This is a genomic window from Ureibacillus sp. FSL W7-1570 (assembly GCF_038593265.1).
GTDB classification, from domain to species: domain Bacteria; phylum Bacillota; class Bacilli; order Bacillales_A; family Planococcaceae; genus Ureibacillus; species Ureibacillus suwonensis.
In genome coordinates, this window is the sequence record NZ_CP151979.1 from 903340 (window position 1) to 925908 (window position 22569).

General features: G+C 42.5%; 21 protein-coding genes and 1 pseudogene. 5 read left to right on the plus strand and 17 right to left on the minus strand.

Going from position 1 to position 22569, the window contains the following annotated elements:
* The first annotated feature begins 234 nt into the window (after positions 1 to 234).
* Complete coding sequence (locus NST13_RS04410; RefSeq protein ID WP_342469245.1) at positions 235 to 897, plus strand: CPBP family intramembrane glutamic endopeptidase; 663 nt, start codon at positions 235 to 237, stop codon at positions 895 to 897.
* A 51-nt stretch (positions 898 to 948) separates the two neighbouring features.
* Here the strand turns inward: NST13_RS04410 and NST13_RS04415 are convergent, their stop codons facing one another.
* The 9 genes and pseudogenes from NST13_RS04415 to NST13_RS04455 form a co-directional block, all read right to left on the minus strand.
* Positions 949 to 1380, minus strand: coding sequence for a bifunctional adenosylcobinamide kinase/adenosylcobinamide-phosphate guanylyltransferase (locus NST13_RS04415; RefSeq protein ID WP_342469244.1), 432 nt, complete (start codon positions 1378 to 1380; stop codon positions 949 to 951).
* Positions 1332 to 1928, minus strand: a complete 597-nt coding sequence (locus NST13_RS04420; RefSeq protein WP_342469243.1) for a histidine phosphatase family protein — start codon at positions 1926 to 1928, stop codon at positions 1332 to 1334. The genes NST13_RS04415 and NST13_RS04420 overlap by 49 nt, the downstream gene beginning before the upstream one ends.
* Entirely contained in the window at positions 1901 to 2674 is a 774-nt protein-coding gene (gene cobS, locus NST13_RS04425; RefSeq protein WP_342469242.1) for an adenosylcobinamide-GDP ribazoletransferase, read from the minus strand. The genes NST13_RS04420 and cobS overlap by 28 nt, the downstream gene beginning before the upstream one ends.
* An 11-nt stretch (positions 2675 to 2685) precedes the next feature.
* Entirely contained in the window at positions 2686 to 3237 is a 552-nt protein-coding gene (locus tag NST13_RS04430) for a bifunctional adenosylcobinamide kinase/adenosylcobinamide-phosphate guanylyltransferase (protein WP_342469240.1), read from the minus strand.
* Positions 3238 to 3327: 90 nt separating this feature from the next.
* Positions 3328 to 4533 (minus strand): Ger(x)C family spore germination protein, encoded by a 1206-nt coding sequence (locus tag NST13_RS04435; protein WP_342581520.1) that lies wholly within the window; start codon positions 4531 to 4533, stop codon positions 3328 to 3330.
* Complete coding sequence (locus tag NST13_RS04440; RefSeq protein WP_342581521.1) at positions 4530 to 5624, minus strand: endospore germination permease; 1095 nt, start codon at positions 5622 to 5624, stop codon at positions 4530 to 4532. Before NST13_RS04440 ends, NST13_RS04435 begins: the two co-directional genes overlap by 4 nt.
* Positions 5621 to 6583: pseudogene (locus NST13_RS04445) on the minus strand (spore germination protein); the annotation flags it as partial. The gene NST13_RS04440 and the pseudogene NST13_RS04445, both read right to left, overlap by 4 nt.
* 222 nt (positions 6584 to 6805) lie before the next feature.
* Positions 6806 to 8077, minus strand: a complete 1272-nt coding sequence (locus NST13_RS04450; protein WP_342581522.1) for an IS4 family transposase — start codon at positions 8075 to 8077, stop codon at positions 6806 to 6808.
* A 114-nt stretch (positions 8078 to 8191) separates the two neighbouring features.
* Positions 8192 to 8809, minus strand: coding sequence for a spore germination protein (locus tag NST13_RS04455; protein ID WP_342581523.1), 618 nt, complete (start codon positions 8807 to 8809; stop codon positions 8192 to 8194).
* 240 nt (positions 8810 to 9049) lie between these two features.
* On the opposite strand from NST13_RS04455, the gene NST13_RS04460 reads away from it, so the two are divergent.
* Both NST13_RS04460 and NST13_RS04465 read left to right on the plus strand, forming a co-directional pair.
* Entirely contained in the window at positions 9050 to 10435 is a 1386-nt protein-coding gene (locus NST13_RS04460) for a DHA2 family efflux MFS transporter permease subunit (protein WP_342471291.1), read from the plus strand.
* 147 nt (positions 10436 to 10582) lie between these two features.
* Positions 10583 to 11824: an MFS transporter gene (locus NST13_RS04465; protein ID WP_342581524.1), complete on the plus strand. Its 1242-nt coding sequence runs from the start codon at positions 10583 to 10585 to the stop codon at positions 11822 to 11824.
* A gap of 99 nt (positions 11825 to 11923) precedes the next feature.
* On the opposite strand, the gene NST13_RS04470 is transcribed toward NST13_RS04465, so the two are convergent.
* From NST13_RS04470 to NST13_RS04485, 4 genes are all read right to left on the minus strand, one after another.
* Complete coding sequence (locus NST13_RS04470; protein WP_342581525.1) at positions 11924 to 12865, minus strand: cobalamin-binding protein; 942 nt, start codon at positions 12863 to 12865, stop codon at positions 11924 to 11926.
* Between the two features lie 91 nt (positions 12866 to 12956).
* Positions 12957 to 13370 (minus strand): Fur family transcriptional regulator, encoded by a 414-nt coding sequence (locus tag NST13_RS04475; RefSeq protein WP_342469234.1) that lies wholly within the window; start codon positions 13368 to 13370, stop codon positions 12957 to 12959.
* The gene (locus tag NST13_RS04480; protein ID WP_342469233.1) at positions 13367 to 14212 is read right to left on the minus strand and encodes a metal ABC transporter permease; all 846 of its coding nucleotides are present in this window, start codon (positions 14210 to 14212) and stop codon (positions 13367 to 13369) included. Before NST13_RS04480 ends, NST13_RS04475 begins: the two co-directional genes overlap by 4 nt.
* Positions 14213 to 14223: 11 nt before the next feature.
* Complete coding sequence (locus tag NST13_RS04485; RefSeq protein ID WP_342469232.1) at positions 14224 to 14964, minus strand: metal ABC transporter ATP-binding protein; 741 nt, start codon at positions 14962 to 14964, stop codon at positions 14224 to 14226.
* Between the two features lie 110 nt (positions 14965 to 15074).
* On the opposite strand from NST13_RS04485, the gene NST13_RS04490 reads away from it, so the two are divergent.
* Positions 15075 to 15323 carry a hypothetical protein gene (locus NST13_RS04490; RefSeq protein WP_342469231.1) on the plus strand — a complete coding sequence of 83 codons (249 nt, stop codon included), beginning with the start codon at positions 15075 to 15077 and terminating at the stop codon, positions 15321 to 15323.
* A gap of 83 nt (positions 15324 to 15406) precedes the next feature.
* On the opposite strand, the gene ltrA is transcribed toward NST13_RS04490, so the two are convergent.
* The gene (ltrA, locus tag NST13_RS04495) at positions 15407 to 16663 is read right to left on the minus strand and encodes a group II intron reverse transcriptase/maturase (protein WP_342471176.1); all 1257 of its coding nucleotides are present in this window, start codon (positions 16661 to 16663) and stop codon (positions 15407 to 15409) included.
* Positions 16664 to 17248: 585 nt separating this feature from the next.
* Here ltrA and NST13_RS04500 point away from each other — a divergent pair.
* Positions 17249 to 17563, plus strand: coding sequence for a hypothetical protein (locus tag NST13_RS04500; RefSeq protein ID WP_342581526.1), 315 nt, complete (start codon positions 17249 to 17251; stop codon positions 17561 to 17563).
* A 790-nt stretch (positions 17564 to 18353) separates the two neighbouring features.
* Here NST13_RS04500 and dacB read toward each other — a convergent pair.
* The 3 genes from dacB to NST13_RS04515 all read right to left on the minus strand — a co-directional run bounded on the left by dacB (position 18354) and on the right by NST13_RS04515 (position 22352).
* Complete coding sequence (dacB, locus tag NST13_RS04505; protein WP_342581527.1) at positions 18354 to 19775, minus strand: D-alanyl-D-alanine carboxypeptidase/D-alanyl-D-alanine-endopeptidase; 1422 nt, start codon at positions 19773 to 19775, stop codon at positions 18354 to 18356.
* Between the two features lie 379 nt (positions 19776 to 20154).
* A complete protein-coding gene (locus NST13_RS04510) occupies positions 20155 to 21042 on the minus strand; it encodes a deoxyribonuclease IV (RefSeq protein WP_342469228.1) in 888 nt (295 codons plus the stop codon).
* Positions 21043 to 21059: 17 nt separating this feature from the next.
* Positions 21060 to 22352, minus strand: a complete 1293-nt coding sequence (locus NST13_RS04515) for a DEAD/DEAH box helicase (RefSeq protein ID WP_342581528.1) — start codon at positions 22350 to 22352, stop codon at positions 21060 to 21062.
* Positions 22353 to 22569 lie beyond the last annotated feature (217 nt).

A 22569-nucleotide genomic window follows, 5' to 3' on the forward strand; every position in this document is an offset into this window, starting at 1 on the left:
AATAGAAGAAATTGTTTTCACTATAAAAACCTTTAAAATCAGTTTTGCTTTATTTTTCTATATTAACGGTAAAATATTCTAGTAAATTACTATTTTTTATAAATCTTCTAAAAATTCAATGATTTCAATGATTTCCATCCAACTTCCTCTTCTCCGAAACCGGATGGGAGGTTGAAACGTTTATATAGTACAATCCAATTCAGTTGTTTTTTTCCAAAAAGGAGTTGCAGTTTATTGTCATTGATTCATAAATACAAAGAACCCGCTTTCATCATTGTTGCGTCCATTTTTGCATGCATCATGTTATACATCATTGAACAGATTCTTTTATCCACCTATGAAATCAAAACGATCTTCAAAATTATCTTTTTTACCTCCATTCCGCTGATTTATTGGAAATGGTTTCAACCTGCCAAAAGGATGAAAGAAAAACAATCGGGGCTGCGGTTGAGCTTTGCCCTTTCCACCGCTGTTTTCTGCATCATTTGGCTTGTTTTTTGGCTCTTTGGTTCCTTTGTGGACTTTTCCAATATCCTGAAAGAACTGGAACTGTCAAAAAACGAGTATATTTTGAGAGGCATTTATATCATTTTTGGGAATTCTTTTTTGGAAGAGTTCTTTTTCCGGGGATTCATCTTCTTGAATCTTTATGAATCGGGTTACCGGAAAACCGCCTATGGGTTTTCTTCCTTGTTGTTTTCCATTTATCATATTGCGTTGTTTCAAAGCTGGTTTTCCCTTTGGATTATGCTCCTTATTCTTCTCTCATTATTTGCCGTGGGTTTTGTTTTTGACGTTCTCACGAAACGGGCCGGTTCCTTTAAAGGCTCCTGGGTGGTGCATATCAGCGCGGATCTTGCCATCATCCTCATCGGATGGGTCATGTTTTTTGCATGAAAAAAACTTCTGCACCGATAATTTGGTTGCAGAAGTTTTCAATTGGTGTGTTTAAGATTTGATCAAACGGCAATGGTCCCCTTTCAACACTTCAGGAATCCCATACCACACCCGGATCACTTTTTCGCTCTTTTCAAACAGTTGCTGATACAACCGGCCGCAAGTATCCCTCAAATGGCGCTCCTCTTTGGAAAGGGGGACGATGCCGCGGCCGATGTCTGTGCATATGCAAATCAAATTCGTCACTTCATCCAATTTCAACAACTTGGCCATCATTTGTTCCACAATTTCATCTTCGGACAAGCCTTCGTATTGGGGGACCATCTTTTCAAAATGGCCAACGATGACATAATCCCCTTTTGTAAAGGGGCCGTCCGGAATTTCCCCTTCAAAGAAAAAGATCCGCTGATTCTCCAAGTCTTTCAATGATTCCTTTACAAATTTTCTCTTACCGTTATAGGCGCCACCGATAACCGATTGCATGCTTCTCCCCCTTTCAACGATCCAACATCATCCCAAACGAAAGTGTAAATCGTTCGATGCTCTGCCGTCACTTCCTGGAAACTATGTTCCTTCAAAAATTTTGAAATCAACAATCGGATCACCCCGCCATGGACGACAAACACATACTCTCCTCCGCTGCCCACAATATGATGAAACGTGTCCAGCACCCGCTTTTCAAAATCAACAAAAGATTCGCCGTCGGGGGGCGTCACCTTGTACGGCGCATCAATCCATCGGCGATAGGTTTCAAAATGTTTCAATTCTTCATAGGTTTTCATCTCAAAATCCCCGAAATCGAGTTCCCTCAAACCGGAAAACGGGAGGTACCGGGCATTGGGAAAGTACAGTTCTGCCGTTTCCCGGCAGCGTTTCAAATCGCTGCCATAGACGGTTTCTGTATGTACCGGAACCGAGCAAACCGCCTTCCGGATCGCGATCGGTTCATCCGTCCATCCAAGATATTTCCGTTGCCAATTCGCCTTCGTTTTTTCGTGGCGAATCAGATGCACAACAACAGAATTCCCCATAGCACCAGTTCCATCCCTTCATATAATGCGCCGAGCAAATCGCCCGTCATGCCGCCGAAATGTTTGTACGTCCAGTTTCGGTAAAATAAGGCCGAAATCAGCATGACCACTAGCAAAACAAAGAAAAAAACGTCCTTCAACAAAATTCCAAACACGAGAATGATCAACAGATAAACCCCTATAAAGATCCAAAGACGACCCGGAATCACCTGTTTTTTAAAATAAGCGGCCAATCCCGACTCCTTCACATTGACCGACATATTAAAATAGATCATGATCGCCAGACGGCACAAAAGGGGCACTATAAGAACATAATAAAAAAGATGTGAAGGGCGCTGAAGGAACATCTCATGAAAAATGCCCACTTTCAATAATAATAGGACCGCCAAAGCGATCGCGCCGAATGCTCCAACCCTGGAGTCGCTCAAAATTTCCAGCCTTTTTTCTTTGTCACGGTAGGAAAAGTACGCATCCCCCAAATCAATCCAGCCATCCAGATGCAAACCGCCTGTCATGGCCACATTCAGCACCGCCACCAAAATGGCTAAAAAAAGCGGGGAAAATTCAAAATAAACATCATTTAATCGGATCACCAGTACAACCGCCATTCCCATCAACAGGCTGATAAACGGCATTGCGCCAAACATTGCTGTCACGCTTTTGTCCGTCATCGGAAGCGCCTTCCGGATGGGAAAGGAAGTAAAAAATTGCAAAGATAATAAAAATCCATATACTAAATTTTTCACAAAAACACCGCCTATTTCCTACGTACATTGATTCCATAATCCAATTCATACGCTTCATCGCAAATTGCCACAATCCATTGATGAAGCTTGCCGATCAGTTCACGATATAAATTGACTTCCTCATAGATTGAAGAGGCTTCATCGAGCACTTCATTCGATACCAACAGCACAATGGCACCGTCCTGTTTCCATCGCCCGACCGTTTGTTGGAATCTTTCAATCGATTGTTGAATTTTTACATATCGATTTTCACTCTGTTCCGTTTTATACAATACATTGTTTAACCAGGTCGTGATACAATCCCACAATACAATGTCGTCCGCACCGAAAGTCGCTTGCGGCAGGTCATCGGCGACTTCCATTGTCACCCACGGCAATTGTGATCGTTCCCGGTCATTTTGGTGCCGGCGTATCCGCTTTTTCATTTCTTCATCAAAAGGGACGCCGGAAGCGATATAAAATAACCCTTTCTGATGCCGCCCAAAAAGGGTTTTCGCATAGTGTTCCGCAAAGGCGCTTTTTCCGCTCCGGACTCCACCGGTAATAAAAATGATTTTGCCCACCTTGTCCGCTCCTTTTAAAATCAACAAAAAATAATGGCTGTCCAACAATGAGTATATCATTGAAAGGACAGCCTGAATCAAATAAATTTCCTATTTCCATTCCATGCCGACACGACGGATTTTATAATCCAAATGAATTTGAATATCCAAATCCTTGTACACTTCATACCAGCCCTTATCGTCTTTGACCTTTTCATGCCAATATTTCGGATATTTCGCCCTCACCCTCGCTCCAATTCCAAGAATATCCGATTCATCTTGCTGAAGTCTTTTCATCAGCTTGGACAATGCTTTTTCACCGTAGTTGGATAAAGTCTTTTCGAGCTCCTCCAGCCTGTCTTTGCTTAAATCATTTACATGATTTTGTTCTTCCACAAACCCTTCTATTTTCACATTGATGGTCACTTTCGGTTCACCATCCACCAGTTTCACCGAAATTTTCGACTTTCTTCTTTGCGGCTTGATAAGGTATACTCCGCTTTGATCCTCCGTTTCAACAACGTTCGAATATCCTGCGGGATTCATGCCTTGCATCGCCAATATGGCACCTGTATCGGTCGGTGTCAGTTTTCCAACCATCTTATCTCCTTTAAAGTACGCGAGCCCATGCACGAGAATATGATCCCCCATGGATTTGACGAGGGGAATCATGGCATCCACCCCGATATCCGAAAAATCGATCCATATCTTCCCCAAAAACTCTTTCGGCAATTTTCCGAATCGTACCGCATCTTTCAATGTGTTGGATAAATATAAAGAAGGTACCGTTTGGATTGGGGGCGTGGCATTCAATATATCTTGGGCCTCCCCCCCATCTGTAATCATGAGCCAGGCGCTTCTCCGAACTTCATAATCCCTTCTCAAAAAATCCATGATCTCACTGATTCCGTTTTTCGCGATTTCTTCGCTGACGACAATAATTTGAATATGTCCCAAATATATTTTCGCAGCCAGTTCCTGTTGCAAATTGGACAGCGCATCTTTCATCGTATAGCCGTATGTGACCAACAGCCAGTCCGTATCTTCTGAATTCATTTCTCCACCGCCGGGACCGAGCATGATTTTTCCCGGAACCGCCAATTGGGCCGTCAGTTTGTAATACTTTTGATCTTCACGAACCGGAAAATCCCCTTTCGAATGGGTCACTTCATACTTTTCCACTTCTTCCCTATCATCGGTAACATCGATGGAGATGGCAAGAATCATCGCCCTTTCTTCCAGCTCATATCGGTCCCAGCACCCGCTCAACAACATCAGGATTGGAATGATAGCCATAAATAATAGGACCCTTTTCATTGCACTCCCACCTTTTTCCGGAAACGGCCTATGACGATCAAACCGAACGGAAGCAATATAAAGAGAACTGTCACAATTTTAGCGATGGTGATGACATATTCAAAAATTTCATATACATTGTTTGGAATTAAGGCAACCACGAATATGATGGGGATCATAATCGTTGAAATAAAGGCAAATCGGTTCGTCCGAAAAATCTCTGCGGTTCCCCGGACAATGACAAAAAAGTAAGACAGCAATGTGGTAAAAACCGCAAAAATCCATGTTATGAGAATGATTGCATCCACTCTTGATAATATTTCTCCCGGTATTTCGATCACCCGGCTCAACGACAATGCCGACCAATGAATTTGCTCCAGCTCTTTCACCCCGAATACGCCAAGAGCAATGATAATGGTATACAAGATGGCGAGCCCGCCCAGGAAGAAACCCCAAATCCCGTTTTTTACCATGCTTTCGTTATCCTTTATATAAGGGATCAACAAGGAGATTACAAAAAAATTGGTGATTGCGGAGGACATCTCGAAAGCACCGGACATAAACTCAAAAAAGGATAAATCATGGCCGAAAATGGGCAATAAATGATAACTTTCCATATCTTCAAAGGCAAGAATAAAAAAGACCATCGGAATCAATAAAAAAGGCAAATAGAACGTATGAATATAAGCGAAGGTGGAAACATTGCGGAAGCCGACCAATGCGCAAAGAATGATCATTAAAGCGATGGATATTTCGATCGGTGTGTTCGGCAATAAACCGCTGGCAAGCACTTCCGAAAATTGCCGAACCTCAAGCCCCATAAGGAAAATGGTCAAAAGGATGATCATGTAATTCATCAAATTGCCCACAAATTTCCCCAATATTAATCGGTTGCATCCGATGATGGTATAATTTCGATATTTCCTGCCCAATAAAGTGATTGCAAGGACACTCAAAAATGATATCAACAGCCCGACAACGCTTGCCAATATCGCCGCTTCCCCCACCTTGGAGGCAACGAACCTTGGCAATACCAACAAGGATACCCCAATGATTGAACTTGCAATAATGATGGCCATTTGAATGGAACTGATTGAATCGGTATGTTTCATATTTTTTCCCTTTCTTCTTTATCGAGGAAATTGTAATTGGTATAGTGCTTTTCCATTTCTCCCAGACGTGTTTTATCTTGCGGATGAATATTGGAAGGCCGCTTTTTTAATTTATAGAACGGAAACCGGATAATGGAATCCTTCATCGCTTTCATATTTAATGGCGCATAAGGATCCATATAAGGCACACCGAAGGAACGCAAGGACAGTATGTGATTCACCACAACCATAAGACCTAAAGCGAGCCCCAACAAACCGAGGGTGCCTGCCAAAATAATGAGAAGAAAACGCAGCATGCGGAACGTATTGGCCGCATTATATGAGGGAATCGCAAAGGATCCGATGGTGGACATTCCAATGATGACAACGGTGATGGGACTGACAAATCCCGCCTGCACCGCTGACTGTCCAACAACGAGCACCCCGACGATGGATAAGGCCCCGCCGACTTGTTGCGGCATCCGCACACTAGCTTCCCTCAACACTTCCATGGCGAGTTCCAACATCAACACTTCAAGGACGACGGGAAACGGAATGCTGTGCCGCCCGCTGGAAGCCGCAACGACATATTTCGCCGGAATCAATTCCGGATGAAAAGAAATGACTGTCACATAAAGGGAAGAAAAAGTCAATGAAAACAAAAGGGCGAGAATCCGGAAAACTCTCACGAATGAAGAAATGACCCAGTGTTCATTGTAATCTTCCGTTGTATGGTAAAACTGATTAAACGTGGCGGGTGCGATCAGCGCGGATGGGCTCCCCTCAAACATTACCGCCACACGGCCTTCCAAAAGATTTCCCACCACTTTGGTCGGCCTTTCGGTATTGATCAATTGGGGAAAAGGCGATAACGGATTATCTTCAAGAAATTGCTCCGCATAACCGGAGTCCAGAACCCCATCAATTTCAATCGCATCGATTCTTTTTTTCATTTCTTCCACCAATGTGGGGTTGGCAATATCCCAATGTCAGAAACTTATACAACCAATAATTTACAGTTAGTAGGCAACCATCTGGTTGTCTACTTTTAAAAATACTATTCAACCTACAAAGTGTTGATAATTTTCTAAAATCGGCTAAAAAAGGCAATAGGATGCCCGGGGCTTAAATTTTTATTTTTTTAAGCCCCTAATTTATTTACATTTAATAAACAAATAGGTTATATTTATCCTATGTATTGTTTATAGACACCTTTTTTGGTTTAGGGAATACTTTGTTGAGGACAGACCATTCCTTCGTGGGTAGCTTCTCCCAAACCGAATAGGTGTCTTATTTCTTATAATCACTTTCATGATTTTTGTAAACATTCTCTCTCTTTTGATTGGACAATCTTCTAATAATAAGTGAACCATCCTATCTTTTAATTTTCCTATTAAGATATTTGTGTTTACTTGATAATCATGTTTTCGTCTTTTTTTCTTACTCTCCTCATTAATTGTTTCATTGGCATCATTTCTCAATAAACTGACCATATTCGATAAATATATTGATGCATAGAAATCTTGTTCAATTGCGATTTTCGAACTACCCGTGAAATTTTCTATTTCGATTTTATTTTTCACATCATTATATTCTGTTTCAATTCCCCAGCGTTTAAAATAAAGAGATTTAAACTCAGAGATATCAAACTCTTCCTCGGTTAAATTTGTGACAAGTATTTCTTCCGTGCCAGAATCCAGTGGGAATCTAACTACACGAGCAGTAATCACTTGTTTCCTATGTATTATATGAATGTTTTGATCAGCATCTTTCGCTTCGACAATTTCCTTTATCGTATTTTTTTGACATCGCATCACATATTTGATACCAAGGGCATCTAAATAGGCAATAAAATCTCTCGATGGATACCCTCGATCAAATAAAAAAAGATCATTTTTTAATCCAATTTGTACGAGTTCTTCAATCATATCCTTTGCACTATCTCGCTCAGCTACCTTATATGGATTGATTCTAGAAGTAATAATGATTCCATTCTCAAGATCGTAAATACAAGAGGCACTAGCTCTTGCATAACTTGTCTTATGATTTTTTCCATACCCAAAATAATTTCGAAGCTCCTCAGTATCAGGAATTTGGAGCACACTTCCATCGATTGCGCAAAGTCTAAATCCACGATAAGTTTTAAAGGAATTTTCTTCATAATACCAATTCACAATCGCTTTTGTAAGTTTTACAAAAGCGAGAGGAGAAATCTTTTTTCGTGCGGCTGAATAGCCTTGTTTGGAAATACTAATTTCTGATAAATTAAATTTGTCGAAAAAGTCGTCAAGTTCAATTTGGAGGCTCTTTTTAACAAAGTTTAAGCTAAATAGAATAGTATTTTTAAAATTTAACTTCTTTTCTTTTCGTGTAAAATACGTTTCTTTTGTCCGAGATTCAAGCATAAACATCACATCATTCAGCAACTTTCGAGTAATCTCAATTGCCCCTAAAAAAGTACTTTTTGTTTTCAAAAAAACCACCATCCTCGTTTTATTAACCAAAAATTGGATTCTAAAACGATTTTGGGGGCCTTTTTAAAATTACAAGAGGCTTATTACCTAATTTTATAAAAGTTAAATTAAATATTATTTTCCATTAAATGTAACGTTAAGTTGATGACATTGGGCAATATCCTCGATATAACAAACCACCACTTTCGTTTTCGTTCTCGCCCCCACTTCCGATTCTTCCACCCGGAATTCCGGAATGGGCAGGCGGTAACGGAGCAAGGCAACATTCGTGGACAAATGTTCGATAAAACCGTCCCTTGGTCCCCGTACCACCCGTTCCGTTTCCGGTTCCTCGATGCTCCTTTTTTCTTTTGTTACAACATCCAGTTCCAGCGCCTCAGCGATCCCGTCGATAAAAACAACCGCTTTTCCCTGCACAATGGAGCTTATAATCGTTGAAAAGTCTTTCACTTTTTTTACATCGTTGAAATAAAGGATATTGTCGATGAGAAATTTTAGGATGTCCAAGGGTTCTTTTTCAGGAGCTTCATAATGTTGCAATAGTTTTATGACGTCATGATTGATGACCTCTTGATCCACCAAGGAATTCAGATAAACAATGGCGGCATGTCTATGTTGAAAAAGTTCAAAGGTCCGCAAAGAATAATCCATATCCTTATGAAAAATCTCTTTCAGCAGGCGGACATTGTCATCCAGAATGCCTGTCATTTGTTTATCCTTATATTCGTTCACTATCTTGCTCACCGGATAAATGGACGTTTGATCTGTCTTATGATTGCTTTTCTTGAAGAACGGTGACAATCCAATCACCTGCCTGAATGTTTCATGTTTTTGTTGTTATTATGTTCGAAGAAAGATATTCCATACATGCGATTATTTTCTCTTTGCTTGATTTCTATTCTCACTTAATTTAAGATTTTCTTATTATTTCCTTTTCATTTGAAAAAAAGGAGAATTGCAGCTTTGGAAACTATGAAAAGTGTTTCATATAATCGGAATTTGATTGTCAGTATATTGCTTGCGGCATCTTTTGTTTCTTTGCTGAATCAAACGTTGCTCATCGTGGCATTGCCATCTATCATGGAAGAATTTTCCGTCAGTCCGACACTGGCCCAATGGGTGACAACGGGCTTCATGCTGGCCAATGGCGTCATGATTCCCATTACCGCCTTTCTGATTGAAAAATATAGCAGCAAAGCTTTATTAATTTTTGCTCTTGGCATTTTTGCCATTGGAACCTTGATTGGTGCCGTCACGCCGAATTTTTGGCTGCTCATCGTTGCAAGGATCGTTCAGGCCATCGGGGCGGGTATGTTGATGCCGTTGATGCAGACGGTGATTTTCTCCATCTATCCCGTGGAAAAACGCGGCGCAGCGATGGGGATGAGCGGATTGGTGGTCGGTTTTGCTCCGGCTATCGGACCGACTCTTGCAGGATGGATCATTGACCACACTTCCTGGAGATTTTTATTTTATACCGTTTTGCCTATTACACTGATCGTATTCGTCCTTGCCATCTTTTTAATGAAGAATGTGACAACACAGCATGAACGGAAACTGGATGTGTTATCGGTGATTTTATCTTCCTTTGGATGGGGCGGCCTCCTTTACGCGACAAGTATGGTGGGGACTTATGGATGGACGGGGCTGAATGTCATCCTTTCCATCCTGATCGGCTCCATCTCATTATTCTTTTTTATCCGGAGACAATTTAAACTGTCCCAGCCGATGTTGAATTTCACCGTGTTCCAATCCAAGGAATTTACGTTGACGACGATTCTTTCCATCGTCGTATTCGGGTTGCTGATCGGCATTGAAACCATCTTGCCGATTTTTGTTCAAAATGTCCGACAAGGCACGGCCCTCACCTCCGGATTGATGCTTTTGCCAGGTGCCATCATTACCGGTGCCATGTCGCCGATTTCCGGAAAGCTGTTTGACCGGTTCGGCGTAAAAGGGCTTGCCATCATCGGATTCAGCTGTATTGTACTGGCAACCATTCTGTATAATTTCATCGGCCAGGATACGTCATTTGCCGCTATTTCCGCGATCTTTACAGTTCAAATGCTGGGATTTGCCCTGCTTTCCATGCCTTTGATGACAGCAGGGATCAATTCATTGCCACATGAACTCATTGCCCATGGCACGGCCATGCATAACACGATCCGTACAGTCGGCTCTTCCATTTTCGCCGCATTGCTTGTGACCGTCATGAGTTTTGGCAATATCCAACACGATGGGATCTTTAAAGGAATCAAAATCGCCTTTTTCGTTGCGATGCTTTTCGGTGCGGTCGGCCTTCTTCTCTCCTTCTTCCTTGCAAAAAAGGAAAAGCGTCCGATGGAAAGCGCGAATTGATCGTTTCCTAGCAACACTATATAAGGATAGCCGGGCGGAAAGAAATGCCTGAATCTATCCTTTCCACCCTTTTGTTATCAGAAAATTCCGTCATATGTTGGACGGGCGGTTTAAAACAAGAATCATTGATTGAGAGGCGGGGTCACCTTGAAACGCATTCACTATAGTTGGGTTATATTAATCATTTCATTTTTCTCCATTCTGACAGCAGGAATCGTGGTTTCATCCTCAGGCGTTTTCTTGACCCCATTTGAGAAAGAATTTGGCTGGGACCGCTCCATCATTTCCCTTTCCTTTGGGATCTGCATGCTTTTCTACGGAATGGCTGGCCCTTTTATGGCCGCCTTATTGGAAAAATGGAAATTGAAGAAAATGATGCTCGCTTCAATGGGAATTTTGCTGGCCGGGCTCTTTTCGACCTTCTTCATGAAACAATCCTGGCATTTGATTATCATCTGGGGAACAATCCTTGGTCTCGGTTCCAGTCTGTTATTAACCGTATTAAGTCCCTATGTGGCGAATCATTGGTTCAAGGAAAAAAGAGGGCTTGCCACCGGGATCCTGGCAGCGAGCACCGCAACGGGCCAGTTACTATTGCTACCCATCTTGGCGATGATTATTGAAAATTATTCATGGCGCTGGGCAATCGGGTTCATCATTGCGATCCTGATGGTAATGACCCTGATCATCTTTTTCTTTATGAAAAATTCGCCCAAGGAAATGGGGATTTTACCCTATGGCCAACTTGAGGAGATGGAGGAAACAAAGAATACCCAACATGGCAATCCTGTCGTGGTAGCATTTGGGGGATTGGCTGAAGCCGTAAAGAAAAAAGAATTTTGGTTGTTGGCCGGAAGTTTCTTTATTTGCGGCTGTTCAACAATGGGGCTGATCGGGACCCATTTTGTATCCTATTGCATCAGTTTTGGGATTCCGCTTGTCACCGCCGCTTCACTGCTCTCTTTTATGGGGATTTTTAATATTTTGGGGACGACGCTCTCCGGTTGGCTGTCTGACCGTTTTGATAATCGGTGGCTGCTATTTTGTTACTATCTTTTAAGAGGAACTTCTTTAGTGGTGCTACCATTTTTATTAATGAACGGCCACATTGCCTGGCTTATTGTATTTACCGTGTTTTACGGCTTGGATTGGATTGCCACGGTGCCTCCAACCATCAATATTTCAAGGCAAATTTTTGGCGTGCAGAAGAGTGCGGTCATTTACGGCTGGGTATATGCTGCCCACCAGGCTGGCGCCGCTTTCGCCGCCTACGGGGGAGGACTGGTCTATAAATATTTTAATACATATACATGGGCTTTTTTTATGGCAGGCATTTTCTGTATATTGGCAAGCCTATTTGTCATTGTGATCAAAAAACAGCAACATTAGATTTTCAAATTTATCCATAGGGGGACATTGGGTGAAGATATGCACCACCTCAATACCCATAAAAAAAAAGGGCGAAAATTCTTCGCTCTTTTTGTCGGATTATTTTGCAAATAATTCCGGATAAATCGTTTTTGCGATCAATTCCACCGCTTCCGCAATGCGTGGGCCAGGTCTGTCCAAAATATCCGCATTCAATTCATAGACATCCCCATTCTTAATCGCTGTCACGGATTCCCAACCTTGTCGGGATTTGATTTCTTCCGCAGGATTTTCAGCATGATACACTGTTGTAATGATGGCATCCGGATTCCGGTTGATGAGATCTTCTTCTGTTACGGAAAACCAGCCTTGTTGATCCGCATATATATTTTCAACACCGGCCGCTTCGATCAGCTCCTGCTGGAATGTGCCTGAACCGATGGACCAAATATCCGGAGCGGGCGCGATTTCAAAATAGACTTTTTTCTTCTGCTTAATTTGATCTGTTTTTTCTTTGATGGCGGCAAACTGATCTTTGATTTTTTCAACCAATTCTTTACCTTTGTCTTCAACGCCCATCACTTGGGCAATTTGTCCAATGTCGCCGTACACATCCTCGATGGAGCTGGCGGATTGGATGACAAACACTTTCAATCCCGCGCTTTCCAACTGCTCCACTTGTTCCTCGCCGCCCATTGTGTAGGCAAATACCACATCCGGATTCAATTCAATGACCCTTTCCAAGTTCACATTGATTGTGTCGGATACTTTTTCAATGTTTTGCACTTCTTCCGGCCATTTATCGTAATCTGTCACACCGATCACTTTGTCGCCAACGCCCAATTCAAATAAAATTTCCGTATTGCTTGGCTGCAACGAAATGACGGTTTCAGGCACTTTATCAAATGTGATTTCCACCCCGCGATCATCCACCACCGTGTATGAATCGCCGGATTTTTTGGCATCTGTTTCTTTTGGCGCCGCTTCATCATCCTTGCCGCATCCTGCCAATGCCAAGGCAAGTATAAGTGCAAGTAAAAAATAGATTCTCTTCAGCTTCATTTCTTATCCCTCTTTATTTCTTTATTTTCCAGGAACAGATTTGCTTATAAATGGTATTTCTTCTGCCCCTTTGTTTGCATCATAAGAAAAATTATACATTACATGCCGGACATTTTCCATAGAGTTCAAATTTATGAGATTCAACGGAATAACCTGGTAGCATGGATTCCATCATTTCCAATGGGCATAACGATACTTCCTTCACCATTCCGCATTTCAAACAGATGAAATGGTGATGATGGTGATCCACTTCGCAATGCATTCGGAAATTTTTTTCCCCATTCAATTCGGTTTCTTCCAATATCCCTAACTCGACAAAGGTTGCGAGATTCCGATAAATCGTATCATAACTCATGCCAGGATAATCCTTTTTCAACACTTCCAACAAATCCCGGGCAGTCAAATATTTATCGGTCGCTTCAAACATCGATAAAATGAGCTCCCGTTTATCCGTTTTTTTGTATCCATTCGCTTTTAATATTTCCCAAGCTTTTTCCCGGTTCATTGCTGCGCCTCCTTCCGAACCGCTTTTTTGAACAAGATGACGATAATCAAAATCAGAATCGAAGTCACGACAATGGTTCCGCCCGGGGCCAAATCCAAATAGAAGGCCAAAATCAATCCAGCGATCACCGCCAATTCCCCGAATAGAACCGAATAAATCATCGTCTGCTTAAACCCTTTCGCCAACCGCATTGCACTGGCAACAGGCAGCGTAATCAATGAAGAAACAAGCAGGATCCCGACAATTCGCATGCTTGCGGCAATGGTCAATGCAACCACGACCATGAACAGAAAATGGATCATTTTCGCCGGAAGCCCTGACGCTTTTGCATACTCTTCATCAAAGGATAACACAAACATTTCTTTAAAAAAGAATGCCAAAAATAACAACACAATGAAAGCAATGGCGAGGATGATCCATAAATCATGTCTTGAAACGGCGGAAACCGTGCCAAAAAGATAGCCCATCACATCGGTGCTGAAACCATTGGCCAGGGAAATAAAGATGGCGCTCAAGCCGATTCCGCAGGACATGATGATCGGAATCGCCAATTCTTCGTAATGTTTATATAAAGCCCGTAACCTTTCAATAAAAACGGAACCAAGCACACTGGCCGCTATTCCAAAATAAATGGGATTGAGGAAACCCAATGCGGCCAGATTCTGATTAACCAATAATCCCCCCGTAATCCCCGCCAAAGTGACATGGGAGAGCGCATCGGCAATCAGGGACATTCTGCGGACCACAATAAACACACCCAACAGAGGAGCAATGAAACCTATAATGATTCCAGCAATAAAAGCATTTTGTAAAAATTCATAATGAATGATTGCATCTAACATACCCGCTCTCCTTACACCGCCCGTACGGAATGACCGTACCACTCATAAATTTGTTCTTTTGGAATTTGATTGTATTCTTCCATGTTTCCGTAAAAAAGAATGCGCTTATTCAAAAATGCCACATGACTGATCTGGTTGGAAGGCGTTTCAATATCATGAGTAACCAAAATGATGGTTAAATTGTGTTTCTTATTTAATTCTCCCAACATATCATAAAATGATTGAACCTGTTTGATATCCACGCCGACTGTCGGTTCATCCAAAACGAGCAATTTGGGTTCAGAAATCAATGCCCGCGCAATAAACACCCGTTGCTGTTGGCCGCCGGAAAGTTCGCCAATATTGCGGTGTTGAAACTGCTCCATTCCGACAGCAGCCAAAGCTTCATGCACCCGTTTATTTGCATCCTTTGGCAACCGTTTAAATAATCCGGCTTTTTTCGTCAATCCACTTTGCACCACTTCCTTCACGGTTGCCGGAAAGGCGGTGTTGAAAGAATTGGATTTTTGCGAAACGTATCCAATCCATTCCCGATGCTGGAATGAAGAAACCGGTTCGCCAAAAAGCGTTACTTCTCCTTTGGCTTTCAGCAACCCTAAAATAATTTTCAATAAAGTGGATTTTCCCGAACCATTCGGACCGACAAGGGCTAAAAAATCCCCTTCATCCACTGTTATAGAAACGTTATTTAAAACGGGATCCGATCCATAGTTAAACGAAACATTTTTCAACTCGACAAAAGGTTTTTTCATCGTTTCTCTTCTTTCTAATTCATAATCATTACGATTTACATTTTGTAAGTATACGAGATTTGCGTATCTTTGTAAAGGTTTCTTGCTTGATCAATGGAAAGGATGACGAGATGAATCAGATTATTGAATTTTGGGAGTCATTATTATCGAAATCCGATAACGAAATCAGGAAAATGGCGAAGCAATACGGAGTGGATTTGACGATTGAGGAGATCCGGCAACTCCGGCCACTGGCTCAAAAGGCCAACATCACCTGGCTTGTGACGGGAATACCGGATTGGGTTTTGAAAGAAGCCGAGCGAATATTGGGTTCGAAGAAATTTAAAAAATATAAGAAGATGCTGGATGATTTGAGATAACTAATCGAGTAGGAGGGAGCGATTAACTCCCGTCCTCTCACACCACCGTACGTACGGTTCCGTATACGGCGGTTCAATTAAGATCATTGACGCAAGTTTTCATAACGAGCTTCAAGACTTTCCAACCCTTGGTTTCTCCAATAGGAGTTACCAAGGGTTCTGTGTAATATTGGACTATTTGAAATACGCCAATAACTCTTCCGAGTATTTCCCCATTCATACGCTTGCCATTGTGGTACGCCAAGCTGAATAAGGTTGCGTGTCTTTGTTTTCGGTTTCTTCCAGTTCTTCCATAGACACATTCGAAGTCTTCTACGAATCCATTTATCTAATTCAAGGAATATAGATTTGGTGTCTGCTAACGCAAAATATCCACACCATCCCACTAGATATTGATTCAGTTTCTGAATGCGGTATTCCATCGGGTAGGGCATCTTGCGTGATGTGATTTCACGAACTTTATTCTTCATTCGTTTAAGGCTTTCTTTTGCGATACGAACCTTTGGCTCTTTATGATAGGTAAAGCTAAATCCTAGAAACTTACGTTTCCATGGACGGTCGACCGCTGATTTCTTTTCATTTACTTTCAGTCGTAGTTTTCCTTCAATGAATCGTTGAATGCTTGCCATTGTGCGAAGTCCTGCTCGTTTACTTTTCACGTAAATGTTACAGTCATCCGCATATCGAACGAATTTGTGTCCTCTTCTTTCCAATTCTTTATCTAGTTCATCTAGTACAATGTTAGATAGTAGCGGACTTAATGGTCCTCCTTGTGGAGTTCCTTCTAATGTGCTTGACACCACACCATTAATCATGACTCCCGATTGTAAATACTTACGAATCAATTTCAGTAATGGTTTATCTTGGATTCTCTTCGCGAGTGTACCCATTAATCTGTCATGGTTGACCTTATCAAAGAATTTCTCCAAGTCCATATCTACAACCCATCGATGTCCATCTCTTATATATTCTTTCGCTTTCCTCACCGCATCATGGGCACTTCGGTTTGGTCTAAATCCGTAGCTGTTTTCAGAGAATGTAGGGTCATACACTTTTGAAAGTACTTGGGCGATTGCTTGTTGAATCAAACGGTCTGTTACGGTAGGGATTCCTAGTAAACGAACACCGCCGTCAGGTTTCGGGATTTCGACTCTGCGGACTGGCATTGGTTCATAAGTTCCCTTGAGAATTGCCTCCTTAATAGATAGCCAGTTTTCGACTATGTGCTGTCGTAGGTTTTGTACGGGCATCATATCTACTCCGTGGCTTCCTTTATTCTGTTCTACACGTTTTAGTGCTTGAAGCATGTTCTCCCGTGACAGGATTTGATTCAAAAGCATCGTTATTCTCCTTCCGTGAATAGCTGTTCTCTTTATGCCAGTGGTCACTCCACCCTCCAAGAGGTCCCCCACGGGATTCACCGCTTCCTTCCTCAAGTGAGGTACTACGTTTTCTGTTTTCATCATGACTCACTGAATGCCAAGGGCTATTCTCTCTTAATTGTTCGGTCCTTCTTAGTTGTTCTAGACCAACTAATACTATGACCTCTGCTGACTTCTGACGGTTCAGCTACTTATCACTAAGTAGGTTATGAAGCGTACTTCACCTATCCGCCAGACCTCCCCGGGTAAGTACATGCACTTTCACACCATCTATCCGCCTCATCTACTCGATATGACCTTCGACAGAAAGAGCTTTGTTTTGTTTTGCAAACTCACTCAATCATACCTAGCCTTATATGAGGTTCGTGTTCCTCGGACCGGTGTTTTGCCTCCAGCTTCCTTCAGATTCCGCGTCACCACGGACACCCTTGCTCTTGGCTAACCTCTACTTCTGTCTTCGGGGTTCGGGACTTACACCCTATAGTTCATGTACATGCCGGGCGCACAAAAAGAGCGAAAGGGACTATCCCCCATTCGCTCTTTTTGTTTGAACAAGTAATTGAGGAAGGTTTGCTTCGACTATGTTGTGATGAGATGGAAATCGGTCATATTTGCGCTAAGTCAATTTTTTGGGCTTCCCGGCAATGGAATATCCGCCAAAATCGGAGGTATTTCCGCCGTTTTGCATTGCTTTTCCGCCAAAATTATGAATTTATCCGCCAAGCCAATTATTTTAAGCTTCCCGGCAATGGAATATCCGCCAAAATCGGAGGTATTTCCGCCATTCTGCAGTACTTTTCCGCCAAAGTTATGAATTTATCCGCCAAGCCAATTATTTTAGGCTTCCCGGCATTGTAATATCCGCCAAAATCAGTCGAATATCCGCCATTCTTCAGTGCTTTTCCGCCAAAGTTGCAAATTTATCCGCCGAGCCAATTTTTTTGTCTTCTCGGCAATAGGATATCCGCCAAAATTGGAGGATTTTCCGCCATTCTTCAGTGCTTTTCCGCCAAAGTTGCAAATTTATCCGCCGAGCCAATTATTTTAGGCTTCCCGTCATTGGGATATCCGCCAAAATCGGAGGTATTTCCGCCATTCTTCAGTACTTTTCCGCCAAAGTTATGAATTTATCCGCCGAGCCAATTATTTTAGGCTTCCCGGCATTGTAATATCCGCCATAATCGGGCATTTTTCCGCCGTTTTGCATTGGTTTTCCGCCAAAATTATGAATTTATCCGCCAAGCCCATTTTTTTGTCTTCTCGGTAATGGGATATCCGCCAAAATCGGGCGTATTTTCGCCGTTTTGCATTGGTTTTCCGCCAAAGTTATGAATTTATCCGCCGAGCCAATTTTTTTGTCTTCTCGGCAATAGGATATCCGCCAAAATTGGGCGTATTTCCGCCATTCTGCAGTGCTTTTCCGCCAAAGTTATGAATTTATCCGCCGAGCCAATTATTTTAGGCTTCCCGGCATTGTAATATCCGCCAAAATCAGTCGAATATCCGCCATTCTGCAGTGCTTTTCCGCCAAAGTTGCAAATTTATCCGCCGAGCCAATTATTTTAAGCTTCCCGCATTGGGATATCAGCCAAGTTAAAGAACTTATCCGCCATCTAAAAAAAACTCCAAATACGCACATTCAGCCTTATCAATACTGTTCCATCATCGCTTCCACCACTTTGTCAATGTCTTTGATTTTATTTTTCTGTTGATTCTGGGTCATCACGGCAAAGGCATACATTTTCCCGCTTTTGGCCTTCACGTATCCCGCCAAGGTATACACTCCGGATATATGCCCTGTTTTGGCAAATACACGGCCTTTCAAATGATCATCCAAGTACCGTTCCCTCAATGATCCCCCGATCTCCCGTTTCTTTTCCCCTCCAACAGGCAAGCTGCTGAAAAAGATGGGGAAATAGGGTTCGTGGCGGACTATTACTAATAAATTGGTCAACTCATTGGCCGTAGTCCGGTTTTTGTAGGAAATGCCCGAACCATCTTCCAACTGCCAAAATTCCATATTTAATCCAATTTGTTCCCCATAGTACCGGATCACGTTTAATCCGCTTTTAAAATCCCCGTGTCCGTAAACCGTTTGCCCCATTGTTTTGACTAAAATATCCGCAATGCTGTTGTTGCTCAATTTCAGAAAAGGATGGACAAGAACTTCCAATGGCAAGGAATGTTTTGTATAAAGCAAGACGGCATTTTTCGGTACCGCTTTTCTTTCAATGGCCGTATCATAAAATGAAACACCCGCTTCTTCCAACGTTTTCTTGAATGCAATAAGCGTATTAAGGGTTGGATCATATAAGGTCACCCAATCTTTATGGGGCTCTCCAACAGGAATATTGCCTGAAATGACAACCTCATTGGATCGGTGTTTCCGGATGATTTCAATGGTATTTTTTTCATTTGAAGCAACCGTCTTTGCCTGGTTGATGAAAATCATGCCGCAATCATTTGGCTCAAATTCAATCATCGGTTTGTTCCCGATTTCCGTCGGTTTGACATGAACAATCATGGTACCGGCGTCAAAATCCTGATCTGGCGACATCGTCAAAGCGCTGATCCGCGGTGCGTAATAATAGCTTTCATCGTCTTTTGCAATCCCTGGAGAAAGGGCCGCACCTTGAAAATGCAAATCATCGCCATATAGATTACCCCGTATGGAATGAACTCCTAATACCTTCAATATATCTGCAATTTGCAAAAAATTGTTCTTTTGAAAAGTGGGATCGCCGCGTCCTTTAAAATAAAGATTGCCCACCAGCTCACCGTTCTCGATTTTGCCATCGGTGTACACATCTGTTTGAAAACGGTGCAGTTCCCCCAATGTATGCAATGCGCTTGCAGCCGTCAGCAATTTCAATGTGGAAGCCGGTTTCATCCCGACATCCCCATTTTTTTCATACACTATTTCACCGGTTTCCGGATCCCTGATGGACACGCTTATATTATCCGTGCCCAAATATTGCTGGATTGTTTCGTTCAGGGACTTTGCCTGAATGGGATGAACATAGCAAAACATAAATAGAACTGTAATTAAAGCCGTATATCTTTTAATCATGCCAGCCACCTTCAAAAAAATCATTTGCATTTTAGTATGGCTGGTTTGCCTTCTTTTATATTGAAAATTGACTAAAGAAAAGAATCCATAATAGCCATTCTTTAAGGGAAAATAGTCAAATTGGCGAACTTAATTGCCAAAGATGAAAAAACGCCATGCAAAAAGGCCGATAATAGTCAAACCCGTGAGCATAATAGCCATTCCCCGATGAATATTAGTCAAAGGATTCAATTTATTAGCCAATCTCTAAAAACATGCCGCCCCAAAAGCCAATAATAGGCAAACTCCGAAACATAATAGCCCCGATGTATATTAGTCAAATGAATCAATATATTCGCCAAACCTCAATCAAAAAAAGAGCGAGGTGTTTTCCTCGCTCTCAGCCGCGCAATGCGTCAATCCATTCCGGATGGAAATCCCCGGTTTTCAGCATTTCAATTTCTTCTTTATATGGCGGCTTTTTATTTTTCGAATCAGAACCGACCCAAGGCGTTTCAAGAATTTTTGGGATGTCTTTGAACACTTCATGATGGACGATGTAGTTGAGCGCATCAAATCCGATATGGCCAAAGCCCAGATTCTCGTGGCGGTCTTTTCTTGCCCCGCGCTCGTTTTTGCTGTCGTTGATATGTACGACTTTGATGCGGTCGAGGCCGATGATTTTATCGAATTCCTCCAACACGCCATCGAAATCTTCAACGATGTTATAGCCCGCATCATGGGTATGGCATGTATCAAAGCAGACGGAAAGACGCTCGTTGTTCGTCACGCCGTCGATGATTTGCGCCAGTTCCTCAAAAGTTTTACCGCATTCGGAACCTTTCCCCGCCATCGTTTCCAATGCAATTTGCACGTTGGAATCCACGGAGAGCACTTCATTCAGCCCTTCGATGATTTTTTTGATGCCCTTTTCTTCCCCTTCCCCCACATGGGAACCTGGATGGAGAACGATTTGTGTGGCACCGATCGCTTCCGTGCGCTCAATTTCTTTTTGCAAAAATTCCACACCCAAAGCAAAGACTTCCGGTTTTACCGTATTGGCAATGTTGATGATGTAAGGGGCATGGACCACAATGTCGGAAATGCCGTGTTCCTTCATATGTTGCAAGCCCGCTTCGATATTCAATTCTTCAATGGCTTTTCTTCTCGTATTTTGAGGGGCCCCTGTATAAATCATGAAGGTTGTTGCCCCGTAGGATGCCGCTTCTTCACTGGCGGCAAGCAGCATTTTCTTGCCGCTCATGGATACGTGTGAACCGATTAACATTCTCCTTTTCCCTCTTTCTACCGCTTACTCTTCTTCAATTTCTTCTTGATTTTCTGCATTTCCTTCTGCATCGCTTTTTTATAACCCGGCTTCACTTTTTTCGGTTTTCGCACCAGCGCTTTTGCGACTTTGTCCAATTCATCTTCCTGCTTTACGCGTTTTTTGCGGGCTTGACGGTCTTTTAATTCAATCCATTCCCCATCCTTCACGTCGCGATGTTTAAATGGAATGCCCAATTTTTCATCAATGCGGTCCAAAGCATCTTCATCATCCGGACCATACAGGGTGATGGCTGTTCCCTCCAGACCCGCGCGCGCTGTTCGTCCGACGCGGTGGACGAAAAACTCCAAGTCTTCAGGAATTTCATAATTGATTACGTGGGAAACGCCTTCGATATCAATGCCCCGGGCTGCCAAATCCGTTGCGACAATGTACTGGAATTCCAAGTCGCGGATTTGCTTCATCATTTTCTTGCGTTCCCTTGGCGTCAAATCCCCATGAATTTCCCCTGTGCGGATGCCGTTTTCCGATAGGAAGCTTGCCACTTCATCCGCCGTTTTTCTCGTATTGCAGAAGATGAGGCATAAAAACGGATTGATAGTCTTGCAAACTTCCAGCAGTTTGTCCGACCGGTTTTTGGATCGGATCGGCACAAGGAAAAATTCTATCCCTTCCGCCACCGGTTTCCGGTCATTGATTTTGATGTGCGCTGGGGATTCCATATATTTATTGAGGAATGGCTGCAACTTGACGGGGATGGTCGCTGAGAAAACGTACATTTCCAGCTTTTCCGGCATGCGCGCCGCAAAACCGTCGATTTCTTCAATGAATCCCATGTCGAAAGCCAAGTCCGCTTCATCCACCACCAAAATTGGCGCTTTGTGGACAAGAAGGGCATTTTCCTTCACCAAATCATGAATTCGTCCAGGCGTTCCGACAACGATGTGGGGTTGGTTTTTCAGCTTTTCCATCAATCGTTGCTTGTCCGTGCCGCCAATCAGCAATTTCGCCGTAATTTCCGTGCCTTCGATAATTTCTTTCAATCGTTCATATATTTGAGTCGCCAATTCCCTCGTCGGCGAAGTGATCACCGCTTGCACTTCCTGTTTGCCCGTATCGATTCTTTGGACAATCGGCAATAAGAAGGCATGGGTTTTCCCGGTCCCTGTGTGGGCTTGCCCAATGGCGCTTTTCCCTTCCAGAATCAACGGAATCATTTCTTTCTGAATCGGAGTTGGTTCTTTAAAGCCGAGCTTTTGAATGGCATCCATAATAAATGGTTTGAATTGAAATTCTGTAAAGTTCGACATGTTTCGTCCCTCCTAACATAAGTTATATTGTAACATCACCCTATGTCATAGAACAATGATTACAGCTTTTGCGTGCGGATTTTATCAATTGCCGCCTTTCCAAACTGGAATATAAAAAGACGACTCATAATATAATGTCTAGTACTTAACATTTCTGGAATGCGGGATAACAAGAGAAAGATCAGTATTGGAAAGGAGGAAGGAACATATTCCAAAG

Excerpts from the sequence above, each read along its gene's own strand:
- NST13_RS04415 (WP_342469244.1), bottom strand. The coding sequence starts at position 1,380 with ATGCAATCGGTTATCGGTGGCGCCTATAACGGTAAGAGAAAATTTGTA.
- NST13_RS04420 (WP_342469243.1), bottom strand. The coding sequence starts at position 1,928 with ATGGGGAATTCTGTTGTTGTGCATCTGATTCGCCACGAAAAAACGAAG.
- NST13_RS04435 (WP_342581520.1), bottom strand. The coding sequence starts at position 4,533 with ATGAAAAGGGTCCTATTATTTATGGCTATCATTCCAATCCTGATGTTG.
- NST13_RS04440 (WP_342581521.1), bottom strand. The coding sequence starts at position 5,624 with ATGAAACATACCGATTCAATCAGTTCCATTCAAATGGCCATCATTATT.
- NST13_RS04460 (WP_342471291.1), top strand. The coding sequence starts at position 9,050 with ATGAAAAGTGTTTCATATAATCGGAATTTGATTGTCAGTATATTGCTT.
- NST13_RS04470 (WP_342581525.1), bottom strand. The coding sequence starts at position 12,865 with ATGAAGCTGAAGAGAATCTATTTTTTACTTGCACTTATACTTGCCTTG.
- NST13_RS04475 (WP_342469234.1), bottom strand. The coding sequence starts at position 13,370 with ATGAACCGGGAAAAAGCTTGGGAAATATTAAAAGCGAATGGATACAAA.
- NST13_RS04480 (WP_342469233.1), bottom strand. The coding sequence starts at position 14,212 with ATGTTAGATGCAATCATTCATTATGAATTTTTACAAAATGCTTTTATT.
- NST13_RS04485 (WP_342469232.1), bottom strand. The coding sequence starts at position 14,964 with ATGAAAAAACCTTTTGTCGAGTTGAAAAATGTTTCGTTTAACTATGGA.
- NST13_RS04490 (WP_342469231.1), top strand. The coding sequence starts at position 15,075 with ATGAATCAGATTATTGAATTTTGGGAGTCATTATTATCGAAATCCGAT.
- ltrA (WP_342471176.1), bottom strand. The coding sequence starts at position 16,663 with ATGCTTTTGAATCAAATCCTGTCACGGGAGAACATGCTTCAAGCACTA.
- dacB (WP_342581527.1), bottom strand. The coding sequence starts at position 19,775 with ATGATTAAAAGATATACGGCTTTAATTACAGTTCTATTTATGTTTTGC.
- NST13_RS04510 (WP_342469228.1), bottom strand. The coding sequence starts at position 21,042 with ATGTTAATCGGTTCACACGTATCCATGAGCGGCAAGAAAATGCTGCTT.
- NST13_RS04515 (WP_342581528.1), bottom strand. The coding sequence starts at position 22,352 with ATGTCGAACTTTACAGAATTTCAATTCAAACCATTTATTATGGATGCC.